Raw genomic sequence first — 13710 nt, 5'->3', positions numbered from 1 at the left:
TCAGCCGCTCCGCGACGGATCGGCGGGAAGAACGGTCGCATGCTCCGGGCGAAACCAGATGCTGGCCGTGCCGTCAGCCGCGAGCGCCGGGCCGGAGGCATCGGCATTCATGCGGTAAAGCCGCAGATCGACCCCGTTGGCGTTGAGGAAGAGCGTGCGGATCGAGCCTTCGAACTCCTCGTTAACGCGCCTGGCGGCGATCGCGTTCGTCGCAGGGGGCGCGTCGGCAAGAGCGAGTTGCTCGGGCCGGACGAACAAGGTGCAACGCTCGCCGGCCTGATAGTCGCGCCCACCTGCCGACTGGCCGGTGAGCGGACCGAGCGCGGTGTCGAGCGTCACCAATGCGCCTTGCTGATTCATGACGGCGCCGGGAATCGCATTGGTCTCGCCCACGAAGGAGGCGACGAAGGGGGTTTTGGGCCGGTTGTAGATCGTCTGCGGATCGCCGACCTGCTCGACCACGCCGGCATTCATCACCGCGACCTGATCCGACATGGTCAGCGCCTCGCCCTGGTCATGGGTGATATAGATGAAGGTCAGGCCGACACGCTGCTGGATGGCGCGCAATTCGGTGCGCATATGCTGGCGCAGCTTGAGGTCGAGCGCCGAGAGCGGCTCGTCGAGCAGCAGGATGTCGGGTTCGGCTGCGAGCGCGCGGGCGATCGCGACGCGCTGCCGCTGTCCGCCCGAGAGCTCGTGCACCTTCTTGTCGCCGGTGCCGGGCAGCGCGATCATCTCGAGCAATTCGTCGGCGCGCTTGCGGCGTTCTTTACGCCCGACGCCACGCACCTCGAGCGGAAAGGCGATGTTCTCGGCGACCGAGAGCAGCGGAAAAAGCGCGAGATTCTGGAAGATCAGCGCGGTCGGCCGCTTGTTGGGACCGACATTCCTCATATCCTTGCCGCCGATCAGCACGCGGCCCTCGCTCGGCTGGACGAAGCCCGAGATGCAGCGCAGCAAGGTGGTCTTGCCGCAGCCCGACGGCCCCAGGAACGAAAAGAACTCGCCGCCCCTGATCGAGAGATGGGCGTTCTCGACGGCCCTGTAGTTTCCGAAGCGGATCGATACGTGCTCGAGGACGACGTCCCTGGTGTTCATGCTGGTCCTGGATCGGAGGGGGCTGTGGACGGAGCGGCCTATTCGCCTGGCACAATCACCGCTGTTTCACCGCGCCGTCATCCCGGACAAGCGGCGAAGCCGCGCCGATCCGGGATCCATTCCTGAACTGTTCTGGAATGGATCCCGGCGCTCCGGCCGGGATGACGGCGCGGCGGTGGCAAAGGAAGTGCCCGCGTGACAGGCCTCAGGCGCTCATGAACTTGTTGGTGAATTCCGAGCGCTTGGACGCATACCAGGGCGCCTCGGCCGGCCAGGGGTTCAGCTTGGCCAGCGAGTCGCCGGGATAGGCGTCGGCGAAGTTCTTGGCGTAGACCTCGCCGCCGAACTTGTCGGCGCCGATGACCGGCGAGTTGTAGCCATGGGTCTTGATCGCCTCGCCTGCGAGCTTGGCATCGTAGCAGGCGTCGATGAAGGCGTAGATCTGATCGATGTTCTTGGCGCCGATCGGCAGGGAAAGGCCGTCGACCCAGGCCATCGCGCCCTCGACCGGCGCGCGGTACATCACCGGCTCACCGGCGGTCTTGAGCGCGATCGGCGGGCCGTCCCAGGTCTGGCCGACGATGACGCCCTCGTTGAGCAGGCCGTTCTTCTGGGCGTCGGCATCGTTCCAGACCAGCTTGATGTTCTTCTTCTTCTTGATCGCGACCTCGGTCAGCTTGGTCCAGACCTCCGTCATCTTCTCGGGCGTCTTGTAGGCCTCCCAGACCGAGCCCGGCGCCAGTTCGCCGCGCCGCTCCATGCCCAGACCGAGGCCGAGGATCATCGAATGGCCGCGCCCCATCGTCTTACCGGCATTGGCGTCGTCCCAGACGTCGTAATAGCTCGGCGCGGGGCCGGCGGGCGTGAACTTGTCGGTGCGCCAGGCGACACCCTCGGTGCCCCAGATATGCGGCAGCCAATGGCTGCCCTTGCCGGCGAAGTTCCAGTGCGTCTCGCCCAGCGCCATGGCCGGGTTCACCTTGGCGATCGCGACCTTCTTCATGTCGAAGGGCATCAAGAGGCCGAGATCCTTCCAGAGCGGGCTGCGGTTCACCGTCGGGGTGACGATGTCGAAGCCCTGCCCGTTCGAAGCCTTCATCTTGTTGAGGATGTCGTCATTCGAGCCGATGCCGGTGAAATTGACCTTGATGCCGGTCTTCTCGGTGAAGCCCTTGACGAAGCTCTCCGGCAGATAGTCCGACCACATCATGATGTTGATCTCGCCCGAGGAGGCGAGAGCGCCGCGGCTGATCAGCGCCGGCATGGCGACGCCGGCCATGGTGGCGAACTTGGCGGCGAGCTTGAGGACGTCACGGCGGGCGAAGGCGGTTCCAGGCTTTTTGGACGTTCCAGGCGTCTTGGACATCGTGATCCCCTGTGATTGCGTTGCGCTGCGTCTGCTTCTGATCGGAAGCCGGCTTCGAGCCGGCGCGCCCCTGGATTGTTATGGGGGAGCGGCAAGCAAGATTAGAGCCACAGGTCGAATTTTATGGGTCCAGCTTCTCGGGCCATGGGCATGCCGCGCGATTGCGACAAGCCGGCGACGGCGCGCCCGGGCTTCAGACGTCGACGGGTTTCACGAGCGGACCGCGATCGGAGAGATGCGTATAGGCCAGCGTCTGGTCGAGATGCCGCGCCCTCAGCGCGAGCAGCTCCTCCGCATAATGCAGCCTGACCGCGAGATGGGCCGGGTCGGATGCGAGATCGCGCGTCTCGGCAGGATCGCTCTTCAGGTCGAAAAGCAGCGGCGGCAAGCCGGCGAAATGGACGTATTTATAGGCCTCGTCGCGAATGACGGAGAGGTTGCAGGCGTTGGAGCCGAGGCCGAAATGGCGCTCCGCCACACCGGTCTCGATGTCGCGGAAATCGAACTCCCAGAAAGCAGCGTCACGCCAGGAAGCCGGCGCCCGCCCCGCCAGGAACGGCAGCAGCGAGCGCCCATCCTGATGGTTCAAGGGCGCTTGATCGAGCCGCTCGGCCAGCGTCGGCATGATGTCGGCAGCCGAGGTGAACTGCTCGATCCTGCGGCCGGCATGCGCGGACTGGGCCGGATCGCGGATCACCAGCGGGATATGATAGCTGCCTTCGAAGAAGCCGCCCTTGCCGAGCAGCCAATGGTCGCCGGCCATCTCGCCATGGTCGGAGCAGAAGATGATGACGGTGTTCTGCCATTCGCCATTGTCGCGAAGCGCGGTGAAGATCCGGCCGAGCTGGGCGTCGACCTCGGCGATCATGCCGAAATAGACGGCGCGCAGTGTGGCGAGCTCCCCGGCGCTCCAGTCCTGGACGCGCCCGCTCGCGCCCCGAACGAACCCGGATTGCGTGTTCTGCGCGATCTGGAAGGCAAGATAAGGGTGAAGCGCCGCCTCGGCTGCGCGGTCGGGCGCACGGACGAAATCCGGCCCGTCCTGCGCGGTGAACATCGTGTTGTAGGGCGCTGGCACGACGAAGGGCGGATGCGGCCTCAAGAAGGAGAGATGCGCAAACCAGGGCCGATCCTGCTCGGAGCGCCAGCGCAGGAAGGCATCGGTCAGATAGGCGGTCTGGGTTTCGTCCCGGCCATAGGCTGGGGGCGCGTTGCCGACCTCGGCTCCCTGCCCTGCCGGCGCATGCACATCACGATCGGTCGCCCTCTCGTGTCCACGCGAGCGGAGCCAGGACAGCCAGGGCTTTTCGTGCTCGGGCAGCAATTCACGCACGGAAAAGCCCGGCAGCACGCCCTCATAGGTCGTCAGATGCGGATCGCTCGGCGGCAGGGTCCGGGGATCGAGTGAGACATCGGTGTAGCCGAACAGCGTCGGGTCATAGCCGGCCCGCCGGCCAAGCCTGGCGAGGTTGTCGAAGCGATCGTCCAATGGCGAGCCATTGCGGCAGACGCGATGGTTCATCTGGTAAAGACCGGTATAGAGCGCCGCCCGCGCCGGCGAGCAGGGCGCGGCCCCGGCATAATGCCGCGCGAACAGCACGCCCTCGGCTGCCAGCGCGTCGATATTCGGCGTCCGCACGCAAGGATGGCCAATGGCCGAGAGGCAGTCGCCGCGCCATTGGTCGGCGGTGATCAGGAGGACGTTGGGCTTCATGCCGTCGCCATCTCTCAGCGGTCGTCCTCCAACCGGTCGATCAGGGCCGGCAATTCGGCGACGGTGCCGATGACATAGTCCGCACCGGCCGCGATCAGCTTGGCGGCAACACGTTCATGCAGCGCCTGACGCTGCGCAGGCGAGAGCGCGGCGAGTTCATCCGGCGTCAGGCCGGCCTCATTCCCCGACAGGGTCAAACCGACCGTGACGCAGCCCGCCTCGACGCCCTCGGCAATGCCGGGCTCGGTATCGTCGACCTTGATCACGGCCGAGGCGGGATGGACCATCAGATCGAGGAAGCATTTATACATGCCGATCGCGGTCGGCCGTCCCAGCGGCAGATCGTCGGCGCAGACGAGATTGTCGGGCGCGTAGCCCTGCGCGGCGGCCAGCGGCAGCACGCGCTGCATGATCGAGCGGGTATAGCCCGTGGTCGAGCCGATCTTCATGCCCTTGGCGCGGATATGATTGGCGGTTTCGAGCGCGCCGGGCACCAGCGTACAGTAATTGCTCACGACCTCCTCGTTGAGGGGAACGAAGAGCTTGTAGACGGCATCGATCGCGGCCTCATCGGGCAACGCACCCTGCGCGACCCGCCAGCCTTCGGCGATATGGGGTTCCGCCAGCATCGCGGCGATATGCGCGCGCTTGGGCAGGCCCATCGGCTTGCGGGCATCGGGGATCGTCACCGCGACGCCGAATTTGGCGAAGGTGTCGACAAAGGCGCCCATCGGCGCAAATGAGCCGAAGTCGATCATGGTGCCGGCCCAGTCGAACACCACCGCCTTGAATTTGCTCATGCCGAGATCACCCTTGCCGCCCATAGAGTTCGTCGATGGTTTCCTCGCCGATCCCGAAGGCCGTCGAGGCGCCGCAGCCGCTGGTGACGACGACGATACGGACCGCCTCCGATGGCTTGTCGGTGAAGCGCCAGCGACTGGTGGCCGACGCATAGGTACCGATCCAGCGCTCGGTCACGGTCCGGCCCGGCAGATCGAGCACCGCATCGAATTCATCGAGGATGAGTTGGTCGACCCCTTCGGCCCCGAAGGGGTCGGGCGTCGCGGCATAATGATGGCTGTCACCGACGACCAGCGAGCCATCGGCCGACTGGGTCACGATCAGGTGGATGCCGTTTTCGCGATGGGCCGCCATCTCGGCGTCCAGGCGCCGCTTCAACGGCTCGGCCTCAGGCAATTCGGCATAGCCGAGATAGCGGCCGAGCCCGAGATCGGACATCACCGCGGTCCCCAGGGCCACCGGCGTGGCAGGCCTGACGCGCATCATCTGCAGTTTGCAGCGGGTCACGCCATAGGCCGCGATCCGCTCCGGGAACAGCGCCGTGAACTCGTCGCCGGGGCAGATGATCACGGCTTCGGCCTCGATGACGCCGCCATCGGCGGTAATCAGGCGCGGGGCCTCGACCGCGACGACGCTCGTGCCCCAGCGGAATTCGACGCCGTGGCGCTCAGCAAGGAAGCGCGCGACCAGCGGCACCGCCTGGCGCGATTCCACGCGCACCTCATGGGGGCTGTACAAGGCGAAGCGCGCCGCCTCGGGCCTCAGGCAAGGCACATGCGAAAGCGCCTGTCCGGCGCTGAGGCGTTCGCAGCCCTCCCCCATCTCGCTCGCCAGGAAAGCCTCGATCACGGCCTCCGATTCCGGCAGGCGTCCGGCCAGGACGAGCCCGCGCTGGAGGATATCGATGCCGGCGGCATCCGCGATCTCGACCCAGACGTCGCGGGCACGTCGGGCGAGATTCCAGCAATCGCCGGCGCCCTGCCCAGTCACCGTGACGAAGCCGAAATTGCGCACCGAGGCGCCATTGGCCTGCGCATCGCGATCGATCACGACGACCCGCTTGCCACGCCTGGCGGCCGCCAGCGCGTGACCCAGTCCAACGATGCCGGCGCCGACGATGGCGAGATCGAAGCTCGCCATCACGCCTCCCGATGAACCTGGAAGCCGGCGAAGGACTGGCTCACCGGCATGATTTCGAGGCTGTTGACGTTCACATGCGCTGGCTGCGTCGCGACCCAGAAGATCGTCTCGGCGATATCGTGCGGCTGCAGTGCGTTGGCTCCGGCATAAAGCGCGTCATAGGCCTTCTGGTCGCCGCCATTGCGCACCAGGGTGAATTCGCTCTCGCACAGGCCAGGCTCAATCGAGGTGACGCGCACGCCTTTGCCGTGCAGGTCGGAGCGCAGACCAAGCGAGAACTGCTGCACGAAGGCTTTCGTGGCGCCATAGACGTTGCCGCCGGAATAGGGCCAGTTCGCCGCGACCGAGTCGATGTTGACGATCGCGCCCTTGCGCTCGATCAGCCCTGGCAGCAGGTGATGCGTCAGCGTCACGAGACCGGTGACATTGGTGCCGATCATCGTCTTCCAGTCGGAGAGCGAGGATTGCGGGGCCGGCTTGGTGCCAAGCGCAAGGCCGGCATTGTTGACCAGCACGTCGATGCCCTTGAAGCCCTCGGGCAGGGCCGCGAGCGCCACCAGCATCGCCGCCTCGTCGGTGATGTCGAAGGCGGCGCCATGGAAGGCCTCGCCGAGTTCGGCTTTCAGCGCGTCTAGCCGTTCAGCGCGCCGGCCCGTGCCGATGACCTGCCAGCCGGCCTGAACGAAGCGGCGCGCGGTCGCTGCGCCGAAGCCCGCGGTCGCACCCGAAATCAGAATCGTCTTGGCCATCGCCATCCTCATGCGCCTTTCAGAACTCACGCAGCTTTGCAGGAGGAACGCCCCCCGTGACAAGGCGATGACCTCACGCCTTCGGCGCTGGACCTAACGAATGTCACGCGTGGCTCTACGATCAGCCCCACCCGCGCGACTAAAGCAGCACGACCCAGAGGCGAACGCATTCAGGAGACGGCCATGGACCAGCAGCCCCTCAACATGGACCATCACTGGCTCCCCTTCACCAACAACAAGCTGTTCCATGCCGAGCCGCAGCTCTTCGCCAAGGCCTCGGGCGTGCGCTACTGGACGCCGGAGGGCCGCGAGATCCTCGACGGTGCGTCAGGGCTGTTCTGCTGCGCTGCTGGCCATGGCCGGCGCGAAATCGCCGAGGCGGTGCACGCGCAATTGCTGGAGCTCGACTATTCCCCGCATTTCCAGCGCGCCGCGCCGATCTCCTTCGAGCTGGCCGAGCGGCTCTCCGGCATCCTGCCGAAGGGCCTCGACCGGGTCTTCTTCGGCTCGTCGGGCTCGGAAGCCGTCGATACCGCAATGAAGATCTGCCTTGCCTATCACCGCGCCAAGGGCGAGGCCCAGCGCACGCGCTTCGTCTCGCGCGCCTGGGGCTATCATGGCGTCAATCTCGGCGGCACCTCGCTTGCCGGCATGGTGGGCAACCGCCGCGAATTCTCCAGCGTGACCTGCGATGTCGTCCATATGCGCCATACCTGGAGCGACGAGCAGCGTTTTACCCGCGGCCAGCCCGATGACGGCGCCTGGCTCGCCGATGATCTCGAAGAGCTCTGCAAGACCTATGGCGGAGAGACGATCGCGGCCGTCTTCGTCGAGCCGATCGCCGGCTCGATCGGCACCATCGTACCGCCCAAGGGCTATCTCCAGCGCCTGCGCAGTATCGCCGACAAGCATGGCATCCTGCTTGTCTTTGACGAGGTCATCACCGGCTTCGGCCGTACCGGCGCTGCCTTCGCCTCGCAGGAATTCGGCGTGACGCCCGACGTGCTGACCATGGCCAAGGCGCTGACCAATGGCGCGATCCCGATGAGCGCGGTCGCGGTCAAGACCGAGATCCAGCAGGCCGTGATCGGCTCGATCAAGGCCGACCGGCCCGAACTGATGCATGGCTACACCTATTCCGCCCATCCGGTGGCCTGCGCCGCCGCTCTCGCCTCGCTGAACATCTACCGTGATGACGGCCTGTTCGCGCGCGGTCAGGCAATGTCCGATGCCTTCCTCGACGCCGTCTTCAGCCTGCGCAACCTGGCCCAGGTCCATGATCTGCGCGGCTACGGCATGATCTCGGGCATCCAGCTCACGCCCGGCAAGGCGCCCGGCGAAAAGGGCTCACTCGTGCAGCGCCTGCTGTTCAAGGAGGGGCTGCACGTCAAGGCAACCGGCGACGCGCTGATCTTCGCGCCGGCGCTGGTCACGACGGAGGACGAGATCGGCGCGATGACCGACATCCTGCGCAAGGTGCTGGGACGTGGCGAACTGATGGCGGCTTGAAGGACAGCGGCATGGCGCGGCGGCCTCAGAGCTGCCTCCCGACATCATCCGCCAACTCGCCCAACGCCCGCGCCAGCAGTGCAATCCCCGGCGCAATCCTGTCCTGCGCGATTGCGCCATAACCCATGCGGATGCGATTTCCGGGCCGGTTCTCGCTCAGATAATGCACGTCGCCGGCCTCGATCAGCACGCCGAGCTGCGCAGCGCGCTGCTGGAGGTCCTGCGCCCTGACGCCGCGCGGCAGCGTCAGCCAGAGGCCCGAGCCGCCTGTCGTCATGGTGACGTCGCAGCCGGGCAATTGCCGGTCGATCTCGCGCAGCATCAGCCCCCATCTGGCGGCGAGCTCCTTGCGCTGGCGGCGGATATGCGCGTCGTAATGGCCCTCGGCCAGGAACAGCGCCATCGCACGCTGGTCGAGCGCCGAGGGGTGGCGATACATCAGTCGCCGCAGCGCCCGCAATTCGCGGATTAAAGCCGGCGCGGCGACGATGAAGCCGAGCCGCAGGCCCGGGAAGAGCGGCTTCGACAGGCTGCCGACATGCAGCACGCGGCCTGACCGGTCGAAGCTCTTCAACGAGGCGCGCTGCGCACCGACGAAGTTGAGCTCGTGCTCGTAATCATCCTCGACGATCAGGAAGTCGTGCCGCTCGGCCGCCGCGACCAGCGAGAGACGGCGCTCCACGCTCATCGTCACATTGGTCGGCGACTGGTGTCCCGGCGTGACATAGACGAGGTCGGCGCCGGCCAGCGCCTCACTGATGCGCATGCCGTTGGCATCGACCGGATGCGGCTCAAGCGTTGCGCCCAGCGCCAGGAACATGTTGCGGGCATCGACATAGCCCGGCTCCTCGATGGCGACGCGCGTGTCAGTGCCGCAGAGCAGCATGGCAATGAGGAAGAGCGCGTTCTGCGCCCCGACCGTGACGAGGATACTGCCTGGATCAGCCCGGAAGCCGCGCTGCGGCAGCATGCGGCGTGTGATCTGCTCGATCAGGATCGGATCGTCATTGTCGATCAGGTCGCCCATCCAGTCATGGCTGTGGCGGACTGTGCCGGCGAGCCTGACACAGTCACGCCAGCGGCTGAGCGAGATCTTGTCCGGGCTGAGCTGGCCGTAGACGAAGGGGTAGGGAAATTCGCGCCAGTTCGCCGGCTTGACGATATTGGCCTGTTCGAGGAGCGGGCGGCGCAGGCGGCGGGCAAAATCCACCGACTCGTCCGAGCGGAGCAGCGCCCTCCCCGCATGCTCGTCGACGGGCACGTTGAGCTGCTCGCGCAGATAACGGTCGTTGACGAAATAGCCGCGCCGATTGACCGCCTTGAGGTAACCGTCCTCGGCCAGCCGTTCATAGACCAGCGTGATCGTATTGCGCGAGACGTTGAGCTTCCGGGCAAGACTGCGGGAGGCCGGCAAGGGCTCGTGCAACGGCAGGCCGCCCGCCAGGATCGCAGCGACGAGCCGCTCCTGGATCTGGCTCTGCAGCCCCTTTTGCGGATCAAGCGGGCTCGTCAGGACAAATTGCAGCATGGCTTACTGGCAAGAACGGTCCCGTCGCTAAGGTCCTGCCGCCAAGCACGAAACATGCCGCCCATCTGCGCAGGACGCATTCGACGCTGGCTTTGCCGGCGTGCCACTATGCCGGCACGCCCAACCAGAGAGACGCCGATGTCCACGCTTGTATCGACACGCACGCAGCCTTACCGCACCCAGAACTGGACCCTGACCAAGCCGACGGCGAAAGGCGGCCACGGCATCGTCGTGTCGCAGAACCGCGAGGCGGCCGAAGCCGGCGTCGCGATCCTGGAAGCCGGCGGCAATGCGGCCGATGCGGCGGTCGCGGCCTGCTTTGCACTCGCAGCGGTGGAGCCCTGGAACAGCGGGCTCGGCGGCATCGGCTTCGCGCTGGTGCTGAAGGCCAACGAGACGCGGGCGCAGGTCGTCGATTTCGGCCCCGTCGCACCGCGCCGCGCCGACCCGGCCGATTACCCCCTGACCGGCGAGATGAAGAAGGACCTCTTCACCTGGCCGGAGGTGGTGGGCGACGTGAACATTCACGGGCCGCTCTCCTTCTGCATCCCCTCCTCGGTCGCGGGCTACGCCAAGCTGAAGGAGGCTTTCGGCACTGCGCTACCGGTCGCGGACCTGCTGGCGCCGGCGATCGCCCTGGCCAAGCGCGGCCTCGCGCAGGACTGGTACACCACGCTCAAGGTCTCATCTTCGGCCTCGGTGCTGCGGCTCTATGAGGAGAGCGCGCGCATCTACCTGCCCGGCGGCCTGCCGCCAGTGCCGCCCTATCAGGGCATGCCGGGCTTCTTCCGGCTCGGCAATCTCACGTCGACGCTGGAGCGCCTGGCCCAAGCGGGGCTCGATGATTTCTACCACGGCGAACTGGCAACCCGGCTCGCCGCCGACATCAAGGCGCTGGGCGGCGTGGTCGATGCGGAGGACCTCGCCAACTGCAAGGCGGTCTTGCGCGAGGCCCCGGTGATCGACTGGCGCGGCACGCATCTCCTGCACACCGCCGGCGGGCTGACAGCCGCGCCGACGCTCGCAGCCGTGGTCGAGGGCATGGCGGGCAGCGCGCCCTCTTCTCAGGGTCCCGATGCCAACTGGTTCGCGACGCTGTCGCGAGTGATGCGCCAGGCCTATGCGAGCCGCCTCGAAGGGCTGGGCGCGGCGAAGGCCGCAACCGAACCCGGCGACACCTGCACGACGCATCTCACCGTCGTCGATGGCGAGGGCAATCTCGTTTCGGTGACGACGACGCTGCTCTCCTCGATGGGCAGCCGCGTCGTGCTGCCCGGAACCGGCGTGCTGATGAACAACGGCATGATGTGGTTCGATCCGCGCCCCGGCAGCGCCAATGCGATCGCGCCCGGAGCCAGGCCGCTCTGCAACATGTGCCCGGTCATCGTGACGCCGAAGGACGGCAGCTGGCCGCGCCTGGCGGCGGGCTCCTCGGGTGGCCGACGGATTCTCGCCAGCGTCTACCAGATGCTGGCCTGGACGCTGGATTGCGGCATGGAGATCGCTGAGGCCGCCCATACCCCGCGCATCGACGTCTCCGGCCCCGACTCGACCAGCGCCGATTACCGCCTGCCCGACGAGACGCTGGCGGCGCTGGAGGCGGCCGGCCCGCTCGCGGTGGTGGAGCACGGCGTGCTGCCGATCAACTTCGCCTGTCCCAACATCATCCGCGTCGACAAGGACGGCGCGGAAGGCTGCAGCGACGTGATCTCGCCCTGGTCGGCGGCCGTGGCGGCGAAACACTGAGGCGCCTGAACCGCGTCGGCGGAACCCCTCTCCTGCATCGAAGTCGGGTCTACTCGACTTCGACACTCTGAGTGCTGAACCCGGGTATACCCGGGTTCAGTGAGAGGGGCAGGGGTGAGGTGTTCGGACTGAAAACGTTAGGCTAAACCCAACCGCGCGGTTGAGCCGCGCGGCGCTGGTCACAGGGCCTACACCTCACCCTGCCCTCTCCTTACAGGAGAGGGTTCCCCGCGCTTCTTCCGCCACGGTATTGACCTTGGATCACACCCGCTTCAGCCCCCATGGATAAGGCGCCGAGCCCGGAAGCATGCCGGTCAGGCTCTTGCGATAGGCCGTCTTGATGACGAACTGGCCGAGCGGGATGGTGGCGCATTCCTCCAGCGCCAGCCGGCCGAGCGTGACCGCGATCTGCTTCTGCTTGGCTTGGTCCGGCGCGTAGAGCCATTCCTCGGCCAGTTCCTCGGCCCTGGCATTGGTCCACCAGCCGAACCAGCCCTTCTCGCCAGGACCGCGAACGAGATTTGACAGGGCCGGATTCCCCCAGCCGACCGCCGCGCCGGTGGTGTGGAAGATGCTCCAGCCGCCCTTCTCGACCGGCTCGCGGCTATTGCGGCGCTGGATCACCGTGCCCCAGTCGCTCGCCGCGAACTCGACATTCATGCCGAGCGACTTGAGCAACTCGTAGGTGACGTCACCGAGCGGGCCGATATCGGGGAAGTCGGTCGGGTTGATGATGACGACCTTCTCGCCGTTATAGCCGGACTCCTTCAGCGCCACCTTGGCCTTGTCGAGGCTCTGCGGCATCAGGTCCTCGAGCTCGCCGGTGTAATAGGGAGTGCCGCGCCACCACAGGTTCCGGCAGACCTGCCAGACAGAGGTGTCGTCACCCTGGCTGGCACGCATATAATCTTCCTGGTTCACCGCCATGCGCACGGCGGCGCGCACCTTGGGATTGTTGAAGGGCGGCTGGAGATGGTTCAGCCGCATGATCGAGCCGCGGCCGTTCTTGTCGATGACCTCGCGGGTGATGTCGGGGCTTTTCGCGAGCAGGGGCTGCAGATCGGCGAGCGGACGCTCCCACCAGTCGATCTCGCCCTTGGCCAGCGCTGAGGCAGCGGTCGCCGGATCGGGCAGGATCGGCCACTCGATCCGCTTGAAATGCGCGACCTTGCCGCCGGCATTGCGGCTAGGCGGCTCAGCTCGCGGCTTGTAGGCCTCGTTTTTCTCATAGACGACGCGGCTGCCGGAGACATATTCGCTGGCGACGAACTTGTAGGGGCCCGAGCCGACCATCTCGGTGACCTGCTTGGTTGCGTCGGTCTTGGCCAGGCGTTCGGGCATGATGAAGGGCGCGTTGTCGGCCTTGGCCAGGCAATCGAGCATCATCGGGAAGGGCCGGGTCAGCTTGATCTCCATCGTGCGCTCATCCGGCGCGCTCCAGGCCTCGACCGCCTTGAGCAGCAACTGGCCGTAAGGATCGCGCTGGCCCCAGCGCTTCAGGCTCTCGATGCAGTCGGCGGGCCGGACCGGCTGGCCGTCATGGAAGACGAGACCTTCGCGCAGCCTGATCTTCCAGACCTTGCCGTCGGCCGAGATCTCGTGCCCCTCGGCCATTTGCGGCTGCGGCTTCAGGTCGAGATCGCCGCCATAAAGCGTGTCGAAGACGTAGTAGGCGTGATTATTGGTGACGGTCGCGGTCGTCCAGATCGGATCAAGCGAGGTCAGGTTCGCCTGCGGCGCCATCTTGAGCGCGGTCGGGCTCGCCGATTGCGCCATGGCCTCGCGGGCCAGCGTTGGAGCAAACAGGGCGGCGGCTGCCGTGCCCTGCAGGAACTGACGGCGCTTCATATGGTCTCTCCCCTTTTATGGTCGGCCTTCGATGAAAACACTACGTCATTCCGGGGCAGGCGGTAGGCTTGAGCTCGGCATCCAGAACCTGGAGCGATTTCGAGCGGACCGGTGTCCACTTCGCTCGAAAACGCCCCAGTCGAAGCCGAGGACGCTCGGGCTGTCCTTGAGCCTCGGCACCGCCTTCAATCCGGCGATGTCAGCTGCGAAG

11 protein-coding genes are annotated in these 13710 nt (G+C 66.3%); 3 read left to right on the top strand and 8 right to left on the bottom strand.

Annotated elements, in window-relative coordinates; translation table 11 throughout:
* Positions 1-1098 carry an ABC transporter ATP-binding protein gene (locus CYD53_RS23085; protein WP_103720435.1) on the bottom strand — a complete coding sequence of 366 codons (1098 nt, stop codon included), beginning with the start codon at positions 1096-1098 and terminating at the stop codon, positions 1-3.
* On the opposite strand from CYD53_RS23085, the gene CYD53_RS30015 reads away from it, so the two are divergent.
* The gene (locus CYD53_RS30015; RefSeq protein WP_146055983.1) at positions 1091-1297 is read left to right on the top strand and encodes a hypothetical protein; all 207 of its coding nucleotides are present in this window, start codon (positions 1091-1093) and stop codon (positions 1295-1297) included. The two genes, CYD53_RS23085 and CYD53_RS30015, sit on opposite strands and share 8 nt — an antisense overlap.
* A 6-nt stretch (positions 1298-1303) precedes the next feature.
* Here CYD53_RS30015 and CYD53_RS23080 read toward each other — a convergent pair whose 3' ends face one another.
* From CYD53_RS23080 to CYD53_RS23060, 5 genes are all read right to left on the bottom strand, one after another.
* Positions 1304-2464, bottom strand: a complete 1161-nt coding sequence (locus CYD53_RS23080) for an extracellular solute-binding protein (RefSeq protein ID WP_210202413.1) — start codon at positions 2462-2464, stop codon at positions 1304-1306.
* A gap of 193 nt (positions 2465-2657) precedes the next feature.
* Positions 2658-4178, bottom strand: a complete 1521-nt coding sequence (locus CYD53_RS23075) for an alkaline phosphatase family protein (RefSeq protein ID WP_103720434.1) — start codon at positions 4176-4178, stop codon at positions 2658-2660.
* A 14-nt stretch (positions 4179-4192) separates the two neighbouring features.
* The gene (gene phnX, locus CYD53_RS23070; RefSeq protein ID WP_103720494.1) at positions 4193-4978 is read right to left on the bottom strand and encodes a phosphonoacetaldehyde hydrolase; all 786 of its coding nucleotides are present in this window, start codon (positions 4976-4978) and stop codon (positions 4193-4195) included.
* A 7-nt stretch (positions 4979-4985) separates the two neighbouring features.
* Positions 4986-6119: a TIGR03364 family FAD-dependent oxidoreductase gene (locus tag CYD53_RS23065; RefSeq protein WP_181011989.1), complete on the bottom strand. Its 1134-nt coding sequence runs from the start codon at positions 6117-6119 to the stop codon at positions 4986-4988.
* Positions 6119-6868: an SDR family NAD(P)-dependent oxidoreductase gene (locus tag CYD53_RS23060; RefSeq protein ID WP_103720493.1), complete on the bottom strand. Its 750-nt coding sequence runs from the start codon at positions 6866-6868 to the stop codon at positions 6119-6121. Before CYD53_RS23060 ends, CYD53_RS23065 begins: the two co-directional genes overlap by 1 nt.
* Positions 6869-7051: 183 nt before the next feature.
* On the opposite strand from CYD53_RS23060, the gene aptA reads away from it, so the two are divergent.
* A complete protein-coding gene (aptA, locus tag CYD53_RS23055; protein WP_103720432.1) occupies positions 7052-8377 on the top strand; it encodes an omega-aminotransferase AptA in 1326 nt (441 codons plus the stop codon).
* Between the two features lie 25 nt (positions 8378-8402).
* Here the strand turns inward: aptA and CYD53_RS23050 are convergent, their stop codons facing one another.
* The gene (locus tag CYD53_RS23050) at positions 8403-9905 is read right to left on the bottom strand and encodes an aminotransferase-like domain-containing protein (RefSeq protein ID WP_103720431.1); all 1503 of its coding nucleotides are present in this window, start codon (positions 9903-9905) and stop codon (positions 8403-8405) included.
* A gap of 138 nt (positions 9906-10043) precedes the next feature.
* Here CYD53_RS23050 and CYD53_RS23045 point away from each other — a divergent pair, with 138 nt between their 5' ends.
* On the top strand, positions 10044-11651 hold the full coding sequence (locus CYD53_RS23045; protein ID WP_103720430.1) for a gamma-glutamyltransferase: 1608 nt from the start codon (positions 10044-10046) through the stop codon (positions 11649-11651).
* Positions 11652-11912: 261 nt separating this feature from the next.
* Here the strand turns inward: CYD53_RS23045 and CYD53_RS23040 are convergent, their stop codons facing one another.
* Positions 11913-13499 (bottom strand): ABC transporter substrate-binding protein, encoded by a 1587-nt coding sequence (locus CYD53_RS23040; protein ID WP_103720429.1) that lies wholly within the window; start codon positions 13497-13499, stop codon positions 11913-11915.
* Positions 13500-13710: the final 211 nt, after the last annotated feature.

Origin of the sequence: Allobosea psychrotolerans, from assembly GCF_002917105.1 — a bacterium.
Taxonomy (GTDB): domain Bacteria; phylum Pseudomonadota; class Alphaproteobacteria; order Rhizobiales; family Beijerinckiaceae; genus Allobosea; species Allobosea psychrotolerans.
Note: the sequence above shows the minus strand (reverse complement) of the source record. Positions and strands in the feature narration are given on the sequence as shown.